Consider the following 19441-nt stretch of genomic DNA (forward strand, 5'->3'; position numbering starts at 1 on the left):
CCGATGGCCAAAGCGAATTCCCTGCTCGATTCGGCGGTCGCGCGCTCCAAGGCGATCGCCGAGATCGCGGTCGGCAACGGCATCCTCGCCGACGTGCCGGCCATGGCGCGCCGCCATTTCGGCGACGGCGCCTATGTGATCGTCGCCGACGAGAACACCTTCGCGGCCGCCGGCCGCGAGGTCGCCGAGCGCCTCTCCGCGGACGGGCTCTCGGTCGAGACGCACCTTCTCCCGGCCGTGCCGCGGCCGAAGCCGAGCGTGGAGCTCGGCGAGTCGATCGCCGCGGTGCTCGGCGACGCCATCCCCGTCGCGGTCGGCTCCGGCGTCATCAACGACGTCACCAAATATGCCGCCTTCACCAAGGACCGGCCGTATCTTTGCGTCGCGACGGCGGCCTCGATGGACGGCTACTCCTCGGCCGGCGCGCCGCTCTCCGACAAGGGCTTCAAGAAGACCATTCCGTGCCGCGCCCCGCTCGCGATCCTCGCGGATCTCGACGTGATCACGAAGGCGCCGGCGGAGATGTCCGGTTGGGGCTATGGCGATCTCGCGGGCAAGGTGCCAGCGGGCGGGGACTGGCTGATCGCCGACGCGCTCGGCATCGAGCCGGTCGACAAGGTCGCCTGGCCGCTCGTCCAGAACAATCTGCCGGGCTGGCTCTCCGCGCCCGGCGCGGTGCGGGCGGGCGAGGCGAAGGCGATCAGCGATCTCTTCGTCGGCCTCACCCTCTCCGGCCTCGCGATGGAGTTCCACGGCACGTCCCGCCCCGCGTCAGGCGCGGACCACCAGATTGCGCACATGTGGGAGATGGAGGGGCTCACCTTCCACGGCGAGCGCGTCTCTCACGGGGCCTGCGTCTCGGTCGGCACGCTCGCGACGCTGAAGCTCTATGACTGGCTGATCGAGAAGGACCTCACGGCTCTCCCGATCGACGAGATCGTCGCCTCCGCCGCGCCGATCGAGACGAAGGAGGCCGAGATCGCCTCGCTGATGGACGAGGCGCTCGCGCAGCGCGCGGTGGTCGAGACGCGCGCCAAGCACGCCGACCCCGACACCCATCGCGCGCGCCTCGAACGCCTCACGGCCGTGTGGCCGGACCTTGCGGCGCGTCTCACCGAGCACGTGAAGCGCGCGGACGCGATGGAGACGCTCCTGATCGAAGCCGGCGCGCCGACCGGGCCGCAGGATATCGGCATCAATCACGAGCATCTGCGCGCCACGGTCCGCGCCGCCCGCTTCATCCGCTCCCGTTACACGATCCTCGACCTCATCGAGGAATGCGGGCTCTTCGAGATGGCGATCGCCGAGGCGCTCGCCACCCCCTCCCGCGCCGCGTAAGGAGGGGAGCATGAATCCGACCGATCTTTCCGTCCGCGCGGTGGAGGAGCTGAAGGGCGTCCTCCTCGCCGTATCGCCGGAGGAGCTGAGCGCGATGGTGGACGCCATCGCGCATGCCCGGACCATCGCCGTCTACGGCGTCGGGCGCGAGGGGCTGATGATGCGCGCCCTCTCGATGCGCCTCTACCATCTGGGGCTCGATGCGAGCGTGGTGGGCGACATGTCCGCGCCGCCGCTGGGGCCGGGCGACCTGCTCATCGTGAGCGCCGGGCCGGGCGACTTCTCCACCGTCGCCGCGCTCGTCGCCGTCGCGCAAGGGGCGGGGGCGGCGGTCGCATGCGTCACCGCGCAGCCGGGCGGGCCGGTCCCGCGCATGTGCGACGTGGTGCTGACGCTCCCCGCGCAGACGATGGCGGACGACACCGGCGAGGCCCCGCCCTCGACGCTGCCGATGGGCTCGCTCTACGAGGGCGCGCAATATCTCGCCTTCGAGATCCTCATCCTGATGCTGCGCGAACGGCTCGGCGTGACGCCCGAGGCGATGCGCGCGCGGCACACGAACCTCGAGTAGCGCCGTGCCCAACTGGACGAGCCGTTTCAGCCTGGAGGGCCGCAAGGCCCTTGTCACCGGCGCCTCCAAGGGGATCGGGGCCGAGATCGCCCGCGTCTTCGCCGACGCGGGCGCCGACATCGTCGCCGTCGGCCGCAACGAGGGCGAGCTCGCGGACACCGCCGCCGCCGTGCGCGTCCACGGGCGCGAGTGCCTCACCCTCGTCGCCGACCTCGCGGAGCCCGAGGCGCCCGCGCGCGTCGCTGCGGAGGCGCTGGCCGCCTGGGGCACGATCGACATCCTCGTCAACAATGCAGGCATTGCCCGCATCGCGCCCGCCATGGACCTCACCGTCGAGGATTGGGACCTCACCATGGCGGTGAACGTGCGCGCGCCCTTCCTCCTCGCCCGCGCCCTCGCGCCCGGCATGATCGCCCAGCGCTGGGGCAAGATCGTCAACATCTCCTCGCAGACCGGGGTGATCGCGCTGCCCGAGCACGCCGCCTACGCCGCCTCCAAGGGGGCGCTCAACGCGCTCACCAAGTCGCTGACGGCGGAGTGGGCGCAGCACAACGTCCAGGTCAACGCCATCTGCCCGACCGTGGTGATGACCCCGATGGGGAAACAGGTGTGGAGCGCTGAGGAGAAGAGCGGGCCGATGCTCGCCGGGATCCCGCTCGGCCGCTTCGGCGAGCCGGTCGAGATCGCCGATTGCGCGCTCTATCTCGCCTCGCCCGCCGCCGAACTCGTCAACGGCGCGCTCATCATGATCGAAGGGGGCTACACCGCGCTATGAACGACGCCACGGCGCTCCGCCCCATCGTCGACGCCGACTGGGTCTTCGACCGCTACGAGGCCGTGCGCGGCCGCCTGCCGGACCTTCCCGCGGGCGACGCCGCGGCCGCCGAAGCGCCCGACCTCTCCGCCCTCTTCGGCGCGTACGACGTCTTCGTCCTCGACGGGTTCGGCGTCCTCAATGTCGGCGAGGCGCCGATCGCAGGGGCGGTCGAGCGGATCGGTCAGATGCGGGCGGCGGGAAAGCGGGTCATCGTCCTCACCAACGCGGCGACCAACCCGCCGGCGGCCTCGGTCGAGAAATATCGCCGCCTCGGCTTCGACTTCACGATGGACGAGATCGTGTCGAGCCGCGACGTCACCATGAGCGCGATGGCCGCCTTCCCGCGCGAGACGCATTGGGGCGTCGCGGCGGCCGGTCCCGCCTCGCTCGCCGGCCTCGCGCCGAACACCACCGCGCTCCTGGCCGACAGCGCCGCCTACGATGCCGCGGAGGCCATCATCCTCCTGTCGGGCGGGGAGTGGGACACCGCGCACCAGGCCCGCCTCGTCGCGAGCCTCAGGAACAACCCGCGCCCGGTCCTCGTCGCGAACCCCGACCTCGTCGCCCCGCGCGAGGACGGCCTCTCGATCGAGCCCGGCTACTGGGCGCACGAATTGATGGACGCGACGGGCCTTCCGGCCGCCTTCTACGGCAAGCCCTTCGGCAACGCCTTCGACGCCGTGCTCGACCGCCTCGGCCCCGACGCGCCGCCGCGCGCGCGCATGGCGATGGTCGGCGACACGCTGCATACCGACATTCTGGGCGGTCGCGCGGCGGGCATGGGGACGATCCTCGTCGCCCGGCACGGCATCTTCGCGGGCCGCGAGGTGGCGCCCTATATCGAGAAGTCGGGCATCGTCCCCCACCACGTGGTCGCCACCACATAGAGGGAGAAACGGCCATGGCAGTCACCGGTTTCGGCGTCCACACCAGCCTCTGGTCGCACAACTGGACGCGTGAGGCGGCGCAGAAGAGCCTCGCCGAGGCCGCCCGTTTCGGGCTCGACTTCATCGAGATTCCGCTCCTCGATCCCGACGCGGTGGATGTCGCCCACACGCGCGCCCTCGTGGAGGGATCGGGCGTCGGCGCGATCTGCTCGCTCGGCCTGCCCGAGCACGCCTGGCCGAGCCGCGATCCGGAGGCGGGCATCGCCTTCCTGCGGCACGTCCTGGACATCACCGAGGCCATGGGCTGCACCGCGCTGACGGGTGTCACCTATGGCGGGATCGGCGAGCGCACCGGCGCCGCGCCGACAGAGAGGGAACTGGACAATGTCGCCCGCGCGCTGGGGGCGACGGCCGCCTACGCCCGCGAGAAAGGGCTCGATTTCGGCATCGAGGCGGTGAACCGGTACGAGAACCACATCCTCAATCGCGGCATCGACCTCACGCGGATGATCGAGAAGGTGGGCGCGCCGAACATCTTCGCCCAGCTCGACACCTATCACATGAACATCGAGGAGAAGGGGCTCGGCAACGGCATCATCGATTGCCGCGAGCACCTGAAATATATCCACCTCTCCGAATCCGATCGTGGCGTCCCCGGCGCGGGGACGATCGGGTGGAACGAGGTCTTCGCGGCGCTGGCCGCGATCGGTTTCACCGGCGGCCTCGCGATGGAGAGCTTCATCAACCTGCCGCCGCAGATCGGCGCGGCGCTCTCCGTCTGGCGTCCCGTCGCCGACAGCGCCGAGCAGGTGCTGGAGGAGGGGCTCCCCTTCCTGCGCAACAAGTCGCGCCAATACGGCCTCATCGCGTGAGCGCCGTCCGCTCCGTCACCGTCCGCGTCGCCGAGCGGACGATGGAGGGGACGCTGTGGAACCCGCGGACCCGCTGGATCACGAAGCCCATCATCCTCGCCTTCATTGAGGACGAGGCCGGCCGGATCGGCGTCGGCGAGGCGTGGGTCTATGATGGCGGCGTCACCGCCATCGCCGCGATCATCCGCGAGGACATGGCGCCTGCGATCGTCGGCCGCTCGCCGTTCGAGACCCGCCGCCTCACCGAGCGCATGTTCCGCGCGGCGGAGATGTCGGGCCGTGGCGGGGCGACGGCGGCGGCCTGGAGCGCGCTCGACACCGCGCTCTGGGACCTCGCCGCCCGGCAGGTGGGCCTCCCCCTCTGCGATCTTCTCGGCCGCGCGCACGACGACCTCGCCGTCTATGCGAGCGGTGGCCTCTATGGCGACGGCAAGGGGCCGGGCGACCTCGCGAAGGAGGTTGCGGGCTGGATCGGCGACGGCTTCGGCGGGGCCAAGATCAAGGTGGGCGGCGCGCCGCTGGCGCAGGACGTCGCGCGCGTCGCGGCGGTGCGTGAGGCGATCGGCGCCGGGCCCCGCCTGATGGTCGACGCGCTCTACAATCTCGACGTCGCCGAGGCGATCGCGATGGCGCGCGCCTTCGCGCCCTACGACATCGCCTTCTTCGAGGCGCCGGTCTCGCCCTACGACACGGCCGGCCAGGCGCGCGTCGCCGCCGCGAGCCCCATTCCCCTCTGCGGCAACGAGGTCGGCGCGTGGGCGCCCGCCTTCCGCGAGCTGATCCGGGCCGACGCCATCCACTTCGTGCAGTTCAATGTCGGCGCGTGCGGGGGGATCACGGAGGCCAAGCGGATCGGCGAGCTCGCCCATGTCTTCCACCGACCGGTGACGTTGCAGGCCTCCTCCACGGCGGTGACCTACGCGGCGAGCCTTCATCTCGCGGCGAGCCTGCCGAACGCCCATTCGGTGGAGCATCACATGGTGCACCAGTGGCTCGCCGACCTCGTCCCGCCCGGCGTGCTCACGCCGGTGAAGGGCCGCCTCGCGCCGCCGCCCGGTCCGGGGCTCGGCCTCGATCTCAACCCGGACGACATCTGACGAGACGAAATCGCGAATTGGGGCCCGCGCCCATCACGGCGCAATTGCATTCTTGAACGGGGGCGGCTCTATGACGTCAGATCCCTTCAGGAGAAGATCATGATCCGTCTCGTCGCCGCCATCCTCGCCGGCCTGCTGGTCCTGTCGAGCCCGGCCGCTTTCGCGCAGTCGCCCGAGCAGTTCGCCCTCAATCGCTGCGAGAACCCCGTCATCCAGACCGTGCGGCGTCAGCTCGGCGCGCGCTTCCGCGTCGAGTTCCTCTCGAACACGTTGCGCGTCGAGAGGCTCTCGAACGTCGAGAACCGCCTGCGCGGGCGCGGCCAGTACGAGCTGCAGAACCGCACCTTCTCCCGCTTCTCCTTCGTCTGCAGCGTCAACACCCGCAACGGCTCGGTCTTCGACATCACCGTCATCCAGCGCTGAGGATGGGTGGCGCGGCCGGCGTCAGCCGAGCTTGCGCAGGAGCTTGATGACCGTCTCGCGCTCGCGCGGGCTGAGCGGCTCCAGCGTCTCCTCGGTGATGATCTCGCCGAGGCGGCGCAGCTCCGGGATCAGCGCCTTGCCGGCCGGCGAAAGGTCGATGACGCGGCGGCGATTGTCGCTGGCGTCGGCCGAGAAGGTGATGAGATCCTTCGCCTTCAGCCGGTCCACGACCCCCTTCACCGTCGCATTGTCGAGCCCGGCGAGACGGCCGAGCTGGTTCTGTGAGCTCGGCCCCCCTTCCGCGAGGCGGATGAGGACGGTGAATTGCGTCGGCGTCAGCCCTTCGACGATGCGCTCCTGGAAGATCGACGTGTGCCGCTGGTGGGCGAGCCGCATCAGGTAGCCGATCTGCTCGTCGAGGACGTAGGGCGCGGGCTCGGTCATATGGCGAGCGTCGCCTGCGCGATGTCGGGGTTGGCGTCGAGATCGGCGAAGCTGCCGGTGAAGCGGACCTCGCCCTTCTCGATGATCACCGCGCGGTCCGAGACGATGCGGGAGAAGTGGAGATTCTGCTCCGAGATCAGCACCGCGAGCCCCTCGCGCTTCAGCTCTTTGATGACCCGCGCCATCTGCTCGACGATGAGCGGGGCGATGCCCTCGGACGGCTCGTCGAGGAGGACGAGGCGCGGGTTGCCCATGAGGGTGCGCGCGATCGTCAGCATCTGCTGCTCGCCGCCGGAGAGGCGTCCGCCCGCCTGCCGCCGCCGCTCGGCGAGGTTGGGGAAGAGCTGGTAGAGGCGGTCCGGCGTCCATTCCGGCGCGTCCGGCCGGGGCGGGCGGCGGCCGACCTCGAGATTTTCCTCCACCGACAGCTCTGTGAAGATGCGCCGCTCCTCCGGCACGTAGCCGATGCCGAGGCGGCAGACCCGGTAGGCCGGCCACCCGGTGATGTCCTGCCCGTCATAGGCGACGCGGCCCGAGCGCGGGCGTACGAGGCCCATGATCGACTTGATGGTCGTCGACTTGCCCGCCCCGTTGCGGCCGAGGAGGGCGACGACCTCGTTGCCGCCGACCGCGAGGTGGACGTCGGACAGGATGTGCGCCTGTCCGTAGAAGGTGTTGAGGCCGCTCACCTCAAGCATGGCTCGCCTCGCCTTCGAAGACCGTTCCGCCGCCGAGATAGACCTCCTGGACGAGCGGGTTGGCGCGGATCTCGGCCCCCGTCCCCTCCGCGATCAGCACGCCGCGATTGAGGACGAGGATGCGGTGCGCGTGTGCGAAGACGACGTCCATGTCGTGCTCGGTGAAGAGGACGCTGACGCCCTGCTCGGCGATGATCTCGCCCGTCAGCGCCATCAGCGCGATGCGCTCGGACGGGGCCATGCCGGCGGTGGGCTCGTCCATCAGCAGGATCTTCGGCTTGTGGGCGAGGGCGACGGCGAGCTCGAGGCGCTTGAGGTCCCCATAGGCGAGCTCGGCGCAGGCGCGCTCGGCTTGCGTGGCCATCGCGACGCGGTCGAGGAGGGCGTCGGCCTCCTCGACATAGAGACGCGTCGCGCGGTGCGTGAGGTTCAGCGTGCGGTGATGGTGCGAGATCAGCGCCATCTGCACGTTCTCGCGCACCGTCATCGAGGCGAAGGTCTCGGTGATCTGGAAGGTGCGGCCGACGCCCATGCGCCAGATCGCGCGCGGGCGGCGGCCGACGAGCTCGGTCCCCTCGAGGCGCACCGAGCCGCGGTCGGGCTTGATGTAGCCATTCAGCATGTTGAAGCAGGTCGTCTTGCCCGCCCCGTTCGGCCCGATGAGGGCGAGGAACTCGCCGCGCTTCAGGTCGAACGAGACGTCGGAGACGGCGGCGACACCGCCGAACCGCTTCGACAGGCCGGTGACGACGAGGACGCTCATGCCGCGCGCCTCGCGGGTCTGACGAGGCGCCACAGGCGGCCGAGACCGCCCGCGATCCCGTCCGGCGCGGCGAGCACGATCACGAGGATGATCGAGCCGAAGATGAAGCGCCAGAAGTCGAGCCGGGTGACGTAGTCCTCGATCAGCACGAAGGCGGTGGCGCCGAGGATCGGGCCGATCAGCGACTGGACACCGCCGAGGAGCACCATGATGAGCCCGTCGATCGACTGGCTGATCGACAGCGCGTCGGGGAAGACCGAACCCTTGGAGAAGGCGAAGATCACGCCCGCGAGCCCCGCGAAGCCGCCGGCGATGATGAAGCCGAGCCACTGGTGGGAGCGCAGGTCGATGCCGATCGCCTCGGTCCGGCGCGGCGAGTCGCGCCCGCCCCGCAGCACATAGCCGAACGGGGAGTGGGCGAGCTGGCGGATGAGGACGAGGCCGACGACGCAGAGCGCGAGGGCGAGGTAGAAGAACACCGTCTTCGAGGACGCCCATTTCGCCGGCCACACGCCGAGAATGCCGTCATCGCCCCCCGTCACGCTCTGCCACTGGAAGGTGACGCCCCACAGGATCTGCGCGGCCGCGAGCGTCAGCATCGCGAGATAGACGCCGGAGAGGCGCACGCAGAACCAGCCGAAGATCAGCGCCCCGAACGCCGCGACGAGCGGGCCGAAAGCCATCGCCGCCAGCATCGGCAGGCCGAGCGCCTTCACCGCGAGCGCGGCGGCGTAGGCGCCGAGCCCGAAATAGGCGGCGTGGCCGAAGGAGACCATGCCGCCGACGCCCATGAGGAAGTGGAGGCTCGCGGCGAAGAGCGTCGCGATGAGGAGATCGACCGCGAGGACGAGGAGGAAGCCGTCGTCGAGGGTCGGCAGGAGCGCGAGCAGCGCGACGACCGCCGCCATCACGACGATGCCGGCGCGCGACATCGGCTTCAGCGGCGCTTCCGGCACCGTGGGCGACCCGTGCGCGGAGGCGGCGCTGCCGAAGAGGCCGTAGGGCCGCACGATGAGGACGACGGCCATCACGAGGAAGGGCAGGATCAGCGAGATCTGCGGGAAGACGAGCACGCCGAACGCGTTGAGGACGGAGATGATGACGGCCGCCACGAACGCGCCCGTCACCGAGCCCATCCCGCCGATGACGACGACCACGAACGCCTCGCCGATGATGGAGAGGTCCATCAGGAGCGACACCGATTCACGCGGCACCTGGAGCGCGCCGCCGAGGCCGGCGAGGAAGGAGCCGAGCATGAAGGCGCTTGTGAAGAGCCAGCGCTGGTTGACGCCGAGCGCGCCGACCATCTCGCGGTCCTGCGTCGCCGCGCGCACGAGGACGCCCCAGCGCGTGCGGCTGAAGACGAGCCATATCAGGCCGAGGACGAGGGGGCCGATGATGATGAGGGCGATGTCGTATTGCGGGATCGGTTCGCCGAAGATGCGCACGGCGCGGCTGAGGCCCGGCGCGCGGGGGCCGAGAAGATCCTCCGCGCCCCAGGTCGCGAGCGTGATGTCCTGGATGATGAGGAGGACGCCGAAGGTCGCGACGAGCTGGAAGAGCTCGGGCGCGCGATAGATCCGGCGCAGGACGAGGATCTCGATCACCGCGCCGATCAGCGCGACGGCGGCGGCGGCGAGGAGGACGCTGCCCCAGAAGCCGACCGGCCCGCCCTTCAGCGTGGTGACCAGCGTGTAGGCGATGTAGGCGCCCAGCATGTAGAGCGAGCCGTGGGCGAAGTTCACGATCCGCGTGACGCCGAAGATGATCGACAGTCCTGAGGCGATCAGGAACAGCGACGATGCATTGGCCAGCCCCGTGAGGAACTGTGCGAAATAGAAGCCCATGGCGCGCGTGCGATGCTAGGGGCGCGGACGTGCCGCGCCCCCAACGGCCTTATTCGGCCGGACGCATCTTGGCGGCGTCTTCCTCCGAAGGGAGGAATTCGGCGCCATCGGCGTAGTACCAGTCGACCATGCCGGGCTTCCCGTCGACGAGCGCGGTCTTGCCGACGTAGGCGCCCATCGTCGCCTGGTGGTCGGCCGGGCGATAGAAGAAGGGACCCGTCGGGCTGTCGACCTTGAGGCCGCTCAGCGTCGAGAGGAGATCCTCGGTCTCGAAGGAGGGCGCGGCTTCGAGGAGGGCCTTGATCGTCAGGACCGAGTTGTAGCCGACGATCGAGCCGGTCTTCGGCGCCTCGCCCCACTTGGCGACATAGGCCTTCTCGAAGGCGTCATGCTCGGGGGTGTTGATGTCGAGGCCGGGATAGCCGGTCACGAGCCAGCCGTCCGGGGTCTCGTCGCCGAGCGGCTCCAGATATTCCGGCTCGCCGGAGAGGAGGCTGACCACCGGGCGGTCGTCGAAGAGGCCGCGCAGCGAGCCTTCGCGCACGAACTTGGCGAGGTCGCCGCCGAAGGTGACGTTGAAGATCGCGTCGGGCTTGGCCTGCTCAAGCGCACGCACGGACGAGCCGGCGTCGATCTTGAAGAGGGTCGGCCACTGCTCCTCGATGAACTCCACGTCCGGCTTCAGCGCCTTCAGCTGCTCCTTGAAGGCGGCGACGGCGTCGGTGCCGTAGGCGTAGTTCGGCGCGATCGTCGCCCACTTGGTGGCGTCGAGCTTGGCCGCCTCGGCCGCGAGCATCCCGGTCTGCATCCAGTTCGAGGGGCGCAGGCGGTAGGTGTACTTGTTGCCGTTCGACCAGACGATCGCGTCGGTCAGCGGCTCGGACGCGAGGTAGAGCGTCTCGTTCTGCTTGGCGAAGTCGGCGAGCGCGAGACCGATATTGGAGAGGAAGCCGCCGAACAGCATGATGACTTCGTCACGATTGACGAGCTCCTCGGCGATGCGGATCGCGGTCGCCGGATCGCCGGTGTCGTCACGGCTGATGATCTCGAGCGGACGGCCCTTGACGCCGCCGGCCGCGTTGATCTCCTCGACCGCCAGCTCCCAACCCTTGCGATACGGCTCGGTGAAGGCCGCCATGCGGGTATAGGAGTTCATCTCGCCGATCTTGATGGGGTCCTGCGCAAAGGCGGGAGCCCCGGCGAACGGCGCTGCCAGGATGGTGACTGCGAGCGCCTTGTGAAGTCCGCGACGGGTCAGCATAGGGTCTCCTCGTGAGGGATGTCAGCGAAGGCCGTCTTCGCCCTTGATGTCGTCTTTGACCAGCCCGCCGACGCGTGGCAAGGGCCGACCGGACGCCGTGACCGCCACGGCCACCAGAATTTCGCCCGCGCGCGGCGCGTCGTTGAGCCGAACTTCCATGCCGTCGAAGTGGGAGCGGACATAGGCCGCGTCCTTGTGGCCGAGCGGGATGTCGAGCACGTGACCGGGGCCGCCCATCTTCTTGGAGGACGGGATGAGCGCCTTGCCGCCGCCGATCTCGGCCCGGAGCGGGGCGCCGAGCTTCGGATGGAGGATCGCGGCGGCGTGCTCCAGCTCGCCGTCCTCGCCGACCATCGCGGCCTTGCCGTAGCTCTCCGCCGCCTCAGGCGCGATGCCGAGCGCCTCGACGCAGCGCTTGCCGAGGAGGCCGCCGAGCTCGGCGCCGATGTCCATCAGGAGGGAGAGGTCTTCCTCGTAGCGCCCCGCAAAGGGGTTCTTCACGACGGCGACGGCCGCGGCGCGCCGTGTGGGCGGGTCGATCGTCTTGCCCATCTCCATGTGCGTCTCGTCCACGAACAGGGCGAGCTTGCGAATCTCGGCGGCCATCGGTGTTCCTTTAGATCGGGAAGGGGAGGGAGCGGGACGCCTCAGACATCCGGCGTCCCCCGGTCGAGGCGGTTGAAGGAACCGACGGTCCGCGCGTGGCCCTGGAGGAAAAAGGCAGCGCCGCGAATCAGTCCGCGGTCGATCATAGACTGGCCGAGGAGAATGCCGGACGAGACCGCTGCATATTTCTCTTCCCGCGTCAGTCGGCCACATCCGGTGGTGACGAGGCGAGAGCCGAGATCGCTGTCGGGGTCTAGCGTCTCGGCCGGCGCGCGGGTGACGGCGGGATGGTCCGGCAGGTCGACGGCGTTGGCGAGCAGCGTCGCCGCCGCGTCCGCCTCCGCCGCGCTGCGCGCGAGCACCGTGACGCTGTCGGCGATGCCGAGCGAGAGGCTGCGCCCCTCGCGCCCCGAGGTCGCGATCCCGCCGATGCCCGAGCCGCCGGCGATGGTGACGCTGCCGAGATCCGCGTTGTCGGTCGCGACGAGGCGGGCGTGGGCGATCTGCCCCGGCAACAGGTGAATCGCGATGTCGCCCCCGTTGTTGACGATCGCGCGAGTGAGCGGGGCGGAGGCCGTCATCACGTCGACGATCTCGTCCGCGACGGCGCCCGCGACGGCGGCCATCGGTGTCACGAAGGTGCCGTGCGCGTGGGGCGTCACCGCGCGGACCATGCGCGAGGCGATGAGCCCGGTCATCTCGCTGTCCGGGTCGACCGGCCGGCGCAGGAGCGGCAGCTCCTCGACAAGCTCGTTCAGCACCGAGACGAACCGCCCCGCGGCGGCGCGGAAAGCGGAATCGACCGCCTCCATCGGCCCGTCCGCGCTGATCACCAGATCGATCGGGCCGTGTTGCAGATGAAGCCTGCCATCCGGGAGGATGGCGGCGGATGGGCCGTTGGACATCAGGCAGCCTCCCCGCTTTTCGGGAGCGGCGAGATCGCCGGGCCCGGTTCCGCCGCCATTGTGCCTGCCTCGCGCGCGATTGTCCTGATCCCAGAGGGTGTGCCCTTGGAAAGAACATCGTCGAGCGTGCGGATTTCGTCCACATGCCCGCCGAGCGCGGCGTAGTCGTCCCGCGTCATGGTGAACTCGATCGGCGCGACGAGGGCCGGGGTCGGCACGTAGCCGAACGCGTTTTCCGGCATGTCGAGCACGTCGACCATGACGGTGATGCCGCCGCCCGGCCAGATGTAGGTCTCGGCCCCGCCGCAGGTGACGCGGGTGAGGGCGCGGCGCACCGAGCGGGTGAGGGCGACCGGGTTCTCCGTCACGCCCGCGCGCAGCGAGCCGCCCGCGCCGCCCATGAAGAGGACGGAGCAGGTGGCGGGCTCGCAATTCTCCGCGATGCGCTCCACCACCGCCTCCAGCGGCGGGGTGAGCGGGGCCGGCTGCGGCGCGAGGTTCTCGTCGAGCGTGAAGTAGGCGAACTGCTCGCCGGTGGTGGAGACCATGAGGAGGCGCAGCCCCGGCCAGGCGATCTTCGGGTCGAACGCGTTCAGGATCTCGCGCGGATCTTCGATGTTGGTGCCGCCCCAGGAGGTGCCGGGCGCGGCGACCTGGAAATAGCGCCCCGGCGTGGAGCGGCGGCCTTTGATCTTGATCCCGGTCGGCTTCATGTCGAGGAGCTTGCCGGCCTGGTGCTCGGAGAGGACGCCGGTGATGTGGTCGTCCACCACGACGACCTCGTCCGCATGGCCGATCCACTGGGTCGCGAACATGCCGATGGTCGCCGAGCCGCAGCCGACGCGCATTCGCGCCTCGGTGACGCCGTTGATGATCGGCGCCTTGCCGGCCTGGACGACGAGGTGCGCCCCGTCGTCGATCGTCATCTCCACCGCCTCGCGGTTGCAGAGCGCGAGGAGCGCGGCGCAGGTGACGCGCCCCTCCTTCTTGGAGCCGCCGGTGAGGTGGTCGACCCCGCCGAGCGAGAGCATCCGCGAGCCGTATTCGGCCGTCATCACATGGCCGATGGCCTCGCCGTCGACGCGCACGATGGCGCGCTCCTCGCCGATATGGCGGTCGGTGTCGATCTTCACCTTCACGCCGCAATAGCTGAAGATTCCCTCCGTCACGACGGTGACGACATCCTCGCCCGTGCGCAGCGGCTGGCTGATGATGAAGGGGGCGGGCTTGTAGTCCGGATAGGTGGTCCCCGCGCCGACGGCGGTGACGAAGGGGCGGTCGGCGAGGAGGAGGTCGCCGTCCCACTCGGCCTTGTCGTTGTCGAGGAAGGGGACGAGCTTGCCGCCGGCGCGCTGGTTCGCCTCCAGGATGGTCAGCGGGTCGAGGCGCACGAGCGTGCCGCCGTGGTTCGCGTAGCGGTCGCACGCGCCGGTGCGCCCGTCGGCGATGTAGCAGAGCACGGGGCAGGCGTCGCAGCGGATCTTCTCGGACGGGGCGACGCTGGTCATGACCGGGCCTCCAGGATGGCCGCGCGCACACGGTCGGGCGTCGCGGGCACTTGTGTGATGCGGGCGCCCGTCGCGTGCCGGATGGCGTTGAGGATCGCGGGGGCGGTGGGGATAAGGACGTGCTCGCCGAGGCCCTTCGCGCCATAGGGGCCGTTGGCGTCGGCCTCTTCGACGATCAGCGTCGTGACCGGCGGCATGTCGCCGATGGTGGGGATCAGGTAGTCGTGCAGGTTCTCGGTGCGGCCGGGGATGTAGGCCTCCATCAGCGCCATCCCGGCCCCCTGCGCGATGCCGCCCTCCACCTGCCCCTCCACGAGGAGCGGATTGATGGCGCGGCCGACATCGTGGGCGGCGGTGAAGTGGAGGAGCCGCACGGTGCCGAGCTCGATATCGACCTCCACCTCGGCGAGGTGGGCGGCGTAGCCGTAGACGGCGTAGGGCGCGCCCTGGCCGTTCTCGTCGAGCGGGGCGGTCGGCGGGTCGTAGCTCTCGGCGACGACGAGCGCGTAGCCCTCCGGATCGGCCGGGAGGACGGAGAGGTCGATCGCCTGCCGCCGCCCCTCGTCGACGACGCCGAGCCCGTCCGGCCCCGCGACGAGGGTCGCGTCCTCGCCCGCGTTCGCCTGGCGCAGGAGCGCGGTGCGCAGCGCAAGCCCCGCGAGGCGCGCCGCGTTGCCGGAGATGAAGGTCTGGCGCGAGGCCGAGGTCTTGCCGGCGTCGGGCGTCACGTCCGTGTCCGGTCCGACGATCGCGACCGAGCCGAGATCGACGCCGAGCGCGGCGGCGAAGATCTGCGCGATGACGGTGTTCGCGCCCTGGCCGATGTCCATCGCGCCCTGGTGGAGGACGATCCGCCCGTCCCCGGTGACGCCGGCTTTGATGGTCGAGGGGTTCGCCATCGAGGTGTTGCCGCAGCCATACCAGCCGGAGGCGAGGCCCGCGCCGCGCCGGAGCGGCCCCGTCGCCGCCCGGTTGAAGGCCGCCGCCTCGCCCCGCGCACGGGCGAAATGGGGGGCGAGCGCGTCGAGGCAGGCGCCGATCCCGACGCCCTGCGCGAAAACCTGTCCGCACACGGTGGGCGTCCCGTTCGCGAGCGCGTTGCGGCGGCGGAAAGCCAGCGGATCGAGCCCTAGCGCCTCGGCGAGATCCTCGAACAGCACCTCCTGCGCGATCGCCGATTGCGGCACGCCGAAGCCGCGGAAGGCGCCGGAGGGCGGGTTGTTGGTGTGGACCCCGGCGCTCCGCGCGCGATAGTCGGCGACTCGGTAGGGGCCGGAGGCGTGGACGGGGACGCGGTTCGCGACCGTCGGGCCCCAGCTCGCATAGGCGCCGGTGTCGAACGTGCCGTCGAAATCGAAGCCGCAGATCAGCCCGTCCCGCGTCGCGCCGATGCGCAGGCGGATGTCCGACGGGTGCCGCTTGGTGGTCGACTGCATGGATTCGTTGCGGCTGTAGGCCATGCGGACCGGCCGGTCGGTGCGCATCGCGGCGACCGCCAGGAAGGGCTGGACCGAGAGGTCGAGCTTGGAGCCGAAGCCGCCGCCGACCGCGGTCGGGACGATGCGGACCCGCTCGAGCGGGATGCCGAGGATCGCGGCGACGCCCTCCTGGTCCATCACCGGGGCTTGCGTGCAGGCGTGGATCTCGATCCGGTCGCCGACGCGGCGGGCGACCCCGGCCTCGGGCTCGATATAGGCGTGCTCGACGAAGCCTGAGCGGAAGCGCCCCTCGACCACGATATCGGCGCGGGCGAGCGCCGCCTCCGCGTCGCCGCGCTGGACGATGCCGCGGCACATGACGTTGCCGGCCCGGCCCGCATGAAGACGCGGCGCGTCCTCCCGCAGCGCCTCTTCGGGCGAGGTGAGCGCGGGGAGGGGCTCCCAGGAGACTGGGAAGGCGCGATCGTCGAAGCCCGCCATGGTGTCGGGCTCGCCGACCACGGCCGCGATCGCCTCGCCGCGATGGCGGACCTCGCCCTCGGCGAAGACCGGCTGGTCGGCAAAGGGCGGGATGACGCCGAAGATGTTGCTGCCGGGCACGTCCGCGTGCGTCAGCACCATCGCGATGCCGGGGCGGGCGGCGCGGTAGGCGTCGAGGTCGCCGAGCACGAAGCGGGCGCGCGCATGGGGGCTGCGGATGACGCGCAGGACGAGGCTGTCGGCGGGGGCGATGTCGTCGCCGAAGCGCTCTGTGCCGTCGACCTTGGCGCGACCGTCGATCCGGGTGACGCGGCTGCCGATGCCGCCATCGGTGCGCGCCGCGTCGGGGGCGGGCCCGGCAAGGGCGGCGACCGCCTCCACGATCTTGCGGTAGCCGGTGCAACGGCAGAGGACGCCTCCGAGCGCGTCCTGGATCTCGGCCTCGCTGGGGGCCGGCCGTTCGGTCAGGAGGTGGGCCGCCGCGACCATCATGCCCGGCGTGCAGACCCCGCACTGGGCCGCGCCGTGGGCGAGGAAGCTGTCCGCGAGGCGACGGCCGACCGGGCTCGCGACGACGCCGGCGACGCTCTCCACCGCGCGTCCCTCGGCCTGCTGCGCGGCGACGAGGCAGGCGCACACCGGCGCGCCGTCGAGAAGAACCGTGCACGCGCCGCAGTCGCCCGCATTGCAGCCGATCTTCACGTCGCGCGCGTCGCATTGCTCGCGCAGCGCCTCGGACAGGCGCATTCCGGGGCGGGCGCGCACCGCGACCGGCGCGCCGTTCAGGCGGAAGCTGACCCGCTCCCCGGCCATCGCATCGTCCCGATCCTCGATGATGATGGCCGCGTCGGTCATGGTCATCCTTTGGGGCTGGCGAAGGTCGCGAGGAGGCGTTTCAGGAGCGTCGAGGCGGCGTCGATTCGGTAGCGCGCCGAGCCGCGGACGTCGTCGATCGGGGCGAGCGGGGCGAGGTGCTCGTCCGCGACGCAGGCGGCGAGGTCGCCGACCGGCGCGTCGAGGAGAGCGGCTTCGAGCGCCGGAAGGCGCACGGCGACCGGCGAGCAGGCGCCGACCGCGACCCGCGCTGCCGCGACGCGCCCGTCAGCGGCGTCGATCACCGCCGAGGCCATCGCGATGGAGATCACCAGATAACGGCGCGCGCCGAGCTTCAGGAACGCGCCGCGCGCCGCGCCCTGCGGCGGAATGTGGATCGCGACCACCATCTCGCCGGGCGCGAGCGCGGTGCGGCGCACCCCGGTGATGAAGACCTCCAGCGGCACGCGGCGCGACCCGGCGCGCGAGGCGACCTCCACCACCGCGCCGAGCGCGAGGAGGGCGGGCACGCCGTCCGCCGCCGGCGAGGCGTTGCACAAATTGCCCGCGATGGTGCCGGTGTTCTGGATCTGGATGGAGCCCACCTCGCGGGCCGCGGCCTTCAGCCCGTCGAAGGCGGGGGGCAGGGGGGCTCGCACGAGGTCGGTCCAGGTGGTGGTCGCGCCGATGCGCCAACCCGCGTCGCTCGCCTCGATGCCGCGCAGGGCCGCGAGGCGCGAAATGTCGATGATGGGCCGGTCGGGCGCGCGCTCGCCGAGCGCGGGGAACACGTCGGTTCCACCCGCGAGGATGCAGACGGGCGCCGGTCCGCGGATCGCGTCGAGTGCGTCGTCGAGCGTCAGGGGTGTCACATACGTCACGATCACGTCCCCGCTTGATCGTTCGTATGCTAACGATATGACGCGTTCTTCGCGCAAGTCAATCGGGGCGACTTCGTGGCAACCGATCGCAGCGGAAGGCTTTGCGGCCGGGCCCGATCGGCGGCATGATGCGCACCGCTCCGCCGCCGCGGGGTGCCAGTCACAGACGTTCCCGCGAAGGCGCCGGTGTCCCTGCCGGCGCAGGGGCCGTCCCAGAGGAGATCCGATGAACGGCGCCGAAAGTCTCGTCCGCACGCTCAGTGGAGCGGGCGTCTCCGTTTGCTTTGCCAATCCCGGCACGTCCGAGATGCAGTTCGTCGACGCGCTCGACCGGACGGGCCTGATGCGCTGCGTTCTCGGCCTCTTCGAGGGCGTGGTGACCGGCGCCGCGGACGGCTATGGGCGCATGGCGAAGAGCCCGGCGGTGACGCTCCTCCACCTCGCGCCGGGCTTCGCGAACGGGGCGGCGAACCTTCACAACGCCAAGAAGGCGCGCACGCCGATCGTCAATCTCGTCGGCGACCACGCGACCTATCACCTCCAGTATAATGCGCCGCTGACGGCCGATCTCGAAGGCGCGGTCACGCCCTTCAGCGACTGGGTGCGGATGTCGACCTCCGCCGCGACGATCGGCGCTGACGGTGCCGCCGCGGTCGCTGCCGCGATGAGCGGGCCGGGCCGCGTCGCGACCCTCCTCGCCCCCTCCGACACGGGGTGGGATCCGGGCGGCGTCGTCGCCGCGCCGATCGCGCCGACGCCGCCGGGCGCCTATGACCGGGCCGCGCTCGATGCCGCCATCGCCGCGATCGAGAGCGGGGAGAAGACGCTGATCTATGCCGGCGGCGCCGTGCTAGAGGACCCGGAGCTCACCGGCCTCCTCAACGCGATCGCCGAGAAGACCGGCGTGACGGTGCTCGCGCCCGGCTCCAACCGGCGCATCGAGCGGGGCGCGGGCCGCGCGCGCATCAACAAGCTGCCCTATCCGATCGACATGGCGCTCGAGGTGCTCGCCCCCTACCGCCACGCGATTCTCATCGAGGCGCCGGAGCCGGTCGGCTTCTTCGCCTACCCGAACAAGCCGAGCCGCCTCCTGCCGGACGACACCGCCCGCGTCGTCCTCGCGACGGCGGAGGAGGACGGGGTCGGGGCGGTGCGCGCCCTCGCCGACCGGCTCGGCGTGAGGAAGCCGCTCGTCGTCGACGCCGCGCGCCCGGTCGCCCCCGGCGCCGGCTCGATCACCTATGGCGCGCTCGCCGCCGCGATCGCCGCCGCGCTCCCGGAAGGGGCGATCATCTCCGATGAGGGCATCACCGTCGGGCGCGACATCTACGGGATGACGGCCGGCGCGCCGCCCATGACCTGGCTCGCGATCACCGGCGGCTCCATCGGCATCGGCCCGCCGCTCGCGACCGGCGCGGCCGTCGCCTGCCCGGACCGACCTGTGGTGGCGCTCCAGGCGGACGGCTCGTCGATGTACACGATCCAGGCGCTGTGGACGCAGGCGCGCGAGAATCTCAACGTCACGACCGTGATCTTCGCCAACCAGTCCTACGAGATCCTCAAGCAGGAGCTCTTCCGCGTCGGCGCCAATCCGGGCCGCAGCGCGCTCGACATGCTGGAGATCAACCGGCCGGAGCTCGACTTCGTCTCGCTCGCGTGCGGGATGGGCGTGCCGGCCAAGCGCGTCAGCGACGCGGCGGAACTCTGCCGCGCCATCGCCGACGCCGTGAAGGAGCCCGGCCCCTTCCTGATCGAGGCCATGATCGACGGCTGACCCCTCGGCCGTTCATC

General features: G+C 70.9%; 18 protein-coding genes. 8 read left to right on the top strand and 10 right to left on the bottom strand.

The genetic code is table 11. The features are described from left to right. The first annotated feature begins 3 nt into the window (after positions 1 to 3). From DBV35_RS02265 to DBV35_RS02295, 7 genes are all read left to right on the top strand, one after another. Positions 4 to 1338, top strand: a complete 1335-nt coding sequence (locus tag DBV35_RS02265) for a sn-glycerol-1-phosphate dehydrogenase (RefSeq protein ID WP_108658623.1) — start codon at positions 4 to 6, stop codon at positions 1336 to 1338. A gap of 10 nt (positions 1339 to 1348) precedes the next feature. After that, on the top strand, positions 1349 to 1909 hold the full coding sequence (locus DBV35_RS02270) for an SIS domain-containing protein (RefSeq protein ID WP_108658624.1): 561 nt from the start codon (positions 1349 to 1351) through the stop codon (positions 1907 to 1909). Positions 1910 to 1913: 4 nt separating this feature from the next. Beyond that, on the top strand, positions 1914 to 2684 hold the full coding sequence (locus DBV35_RS02275) for an SDR family NAD(P)-dependent oxidoreductase (RefSeq protein ID WP_108658625.1): 771 nt from the start codon (positions 1914 to 1916) through the stop codon (positions 2682 to 2684). Continuing rightward, the gene (locus DBV35_RS02280) at positions 2681 to 3613 is read left to right on the top strand and encodes a TIGR01459 family HAD-type hydrolase (RefSeq protein ID WP_108658626.1); all 933 of its coding nucleotides are present in this window, start codon (positions 2681 to 2683) and stop codon (positions 3611 to 3613) included. Before DBV35_RS02275 ends, DBV35_RS02280 begins: the two co-directional genes overlap by 4 nt. 14 nt (positions 3614 to 3627) lie before the next feature. Then, complete coding sequence (locus DBV35_RS02285) at positions 3628 to 4485, top strand: sugar phosphate isomerase/epimerase family protein (protein ID WP_108658627.1); 858 nt, start codon at positions 3628 to 3630, stop codon at positions 4483 to 4485. After that, positions 4482 to 5582 carry a mandelate racemase/muconate lactonizing enzyme family protein gene (locus tag DBV35_RS02290; RefSeq protein WP_108658628.1) on the top strand — a complete coding sequence of 367 codons (1101 nt, stop codon included), beginning with the start codon at positions 4482 to 4484 and terminating at the stop codon, positions 5580 to 5582. The genes DBV35_RS02285 and DBV35_RS02290 overlap by 4 nt, the downstream gene beginning before the upstream one ends. 99 nt (positions 5583 to 5681) lie before the next feature. Then, on the top strand, positions 5682 to 6005 hold the full coding sequence (locus tag DBV35_RS02295; RefSeq protein ID WP_108658629.1) for a hypothetical protein: 324 nt from the start codon (positions 5682 to 5684) through the stop codon (positions 6003 to 6005). Between the two features lie 21 nt (positions 6006 to 6026). On the opposite strand, the gene DBV35_RS02300 is transcribed toward DBV35_RS02295, so the two are convergent. From DBV35_RS02300 to DBV35_RS02345, 10 genes are read right to left on the bottom strand one after another with little or no spacing between them, the layout of a single operon-like run. Next, entirely contained in the window at positions 6027 to 6449 is a 423-nt protein-coding gene (locus DBV35_RS02300; RefSeq protein WP_108658630.1) for a MarR family winged helix-turn-helix transcriptional regulator, read from the bottom strand. After that, the gene (locus DBV35_RS02305; protein WP_108658631.1) at positions 6446 to 7147 is read right to left on the bottom strand and encodes an ABC transporter ATP-binding protein; all 702 of its coding nucleotides are present in this window, start codon (positions 7145 to 7147) and stop codon (positions 6446 to 6448) included. Before DBV35_RS02305 ends, DBV35_RS02300 begins: the two co-directional genes overlap by 4 nt. Continuing rightward, positions 7140 to 7910, bottom strand: a complete 771-nt coding sequence (locus tag DBV35_RS02310; RefSeq protein ID WP_108660510.1) for an ABC transporter ATP-binding protein — start codon at positions 7908 to 7910, stop codon at positions 7140 to 7142. Before DBV35_RS02310 ends, DBV35_RS02305 begins: the two co-directional genes overlap by 8 nt. Then, complete coding sequence (locus DBV35_RS02315; protein ID WP_108658632.1) at positions 7907 to 9757, bottom strand: ABC transporter permease; 1851 nt, start codon at positions 9755 to 9757, stop codon at positions 7907 to 7909. The genes DBV35_RS02310 and DBV35_RS02315 overlap by 4 nt, the downstream gene beginning before the upstream one ends. Before the next feature lie 49 nt (positions 9758 to 9806). Further along, complete coding sequence (locus DBV35_RS02320; protein WP_108658633.1) at positions 9807 to 11018, bottom strand: ABC transporter substrate-binding protein; 1212 nt, start codon at positions 11016 to 11018, stop codon at positions 9807 to 9809. Between the two features lie 21 nt (positions 11019 to 11039). After that, complete coding sequence (locus DBV35_RS02325; RefSeq protein ID WP_108658634.1) at positions 11040 to 11624, bottom strand: amino acid synthesis family protein; 585 nt, start codon at positions 11622 to 11624, stop codon at positions 11040 to 11042. A gap of 41 nt (positions 11625 to 11665) precedes the next feature. Further along, the gene (locus DBV35_RS02330; RefSeq protein WP_108658635.1) at positions 11666 to 12529 is read right to left on the bottom strand and encodes a UPF0280 family protein; all 864 of its coding nucleotides are present in this window, start codon (positions 12527 to 12529) and stop codon (positions 11666 to 11668) included. Beyond that, entirely contained in the window at positions 12529 to 14037 is a 1509-nt protein-coding gene (locus DBV35_RS02335; RefSeq protein ID WP_170134864.1) for a 6-hydroxynicotinate reductase, read from the bottom strand. Before DBV35_RS02335 ends, DBV35_RS02330 begins: the two co-directional genes overlap by 1 nt. Beyond that, the gene (locus tag DBV35_RS02340) at positions 14034 to 16811 is read right to left on the bottom strand and encodes a molybdopterin-dependent oxidoreductase (RefSeq protein WP_245943816.1); all 2778 of its coding nucleotides are present in this window, start codon (positions 16809 to 16811) and stop codon (positions 14034 to 14036) included. Before DBV35_RS02340 ends, DBV35_RS02335 begins: the two co-directional genes overlap by 4 nt. 2 nt (positions 16812 to 16813) lie before the next feature. Further along, the gene (locus tag DBV35_RS02345; protein ID WP_108660512.1) at positions 16814 to 17650 is read right to left on the bottom strand and encodes an FAD binding domain-containing protein; all 837 of its coding nucleotides are present in this window, start codon (positions 17648 to 17650) and stop codon (positions 16814 to 16816) included. Between the two features lie 226 nt (positions 17651 to 17876). Between DBV35_RS02345 and DBV35_RS02350 the strand changes: the two genes are divergently transcribed. Beyond that, a complete protein-coding gene (locus tag DBV35_RS02350; RefSeq protein WP_108658636.1) occupies positions 17877 to 19424 on the top strand; it encodes an acetolactate synthase large subunit in 1548 nt (515 codons plus the stop codon). Positions 19425 to 19441 lie beyond the last annotated feature (17 nt).

The organism is Acuticoccus kandeliae (assembly GCF_003073115.1).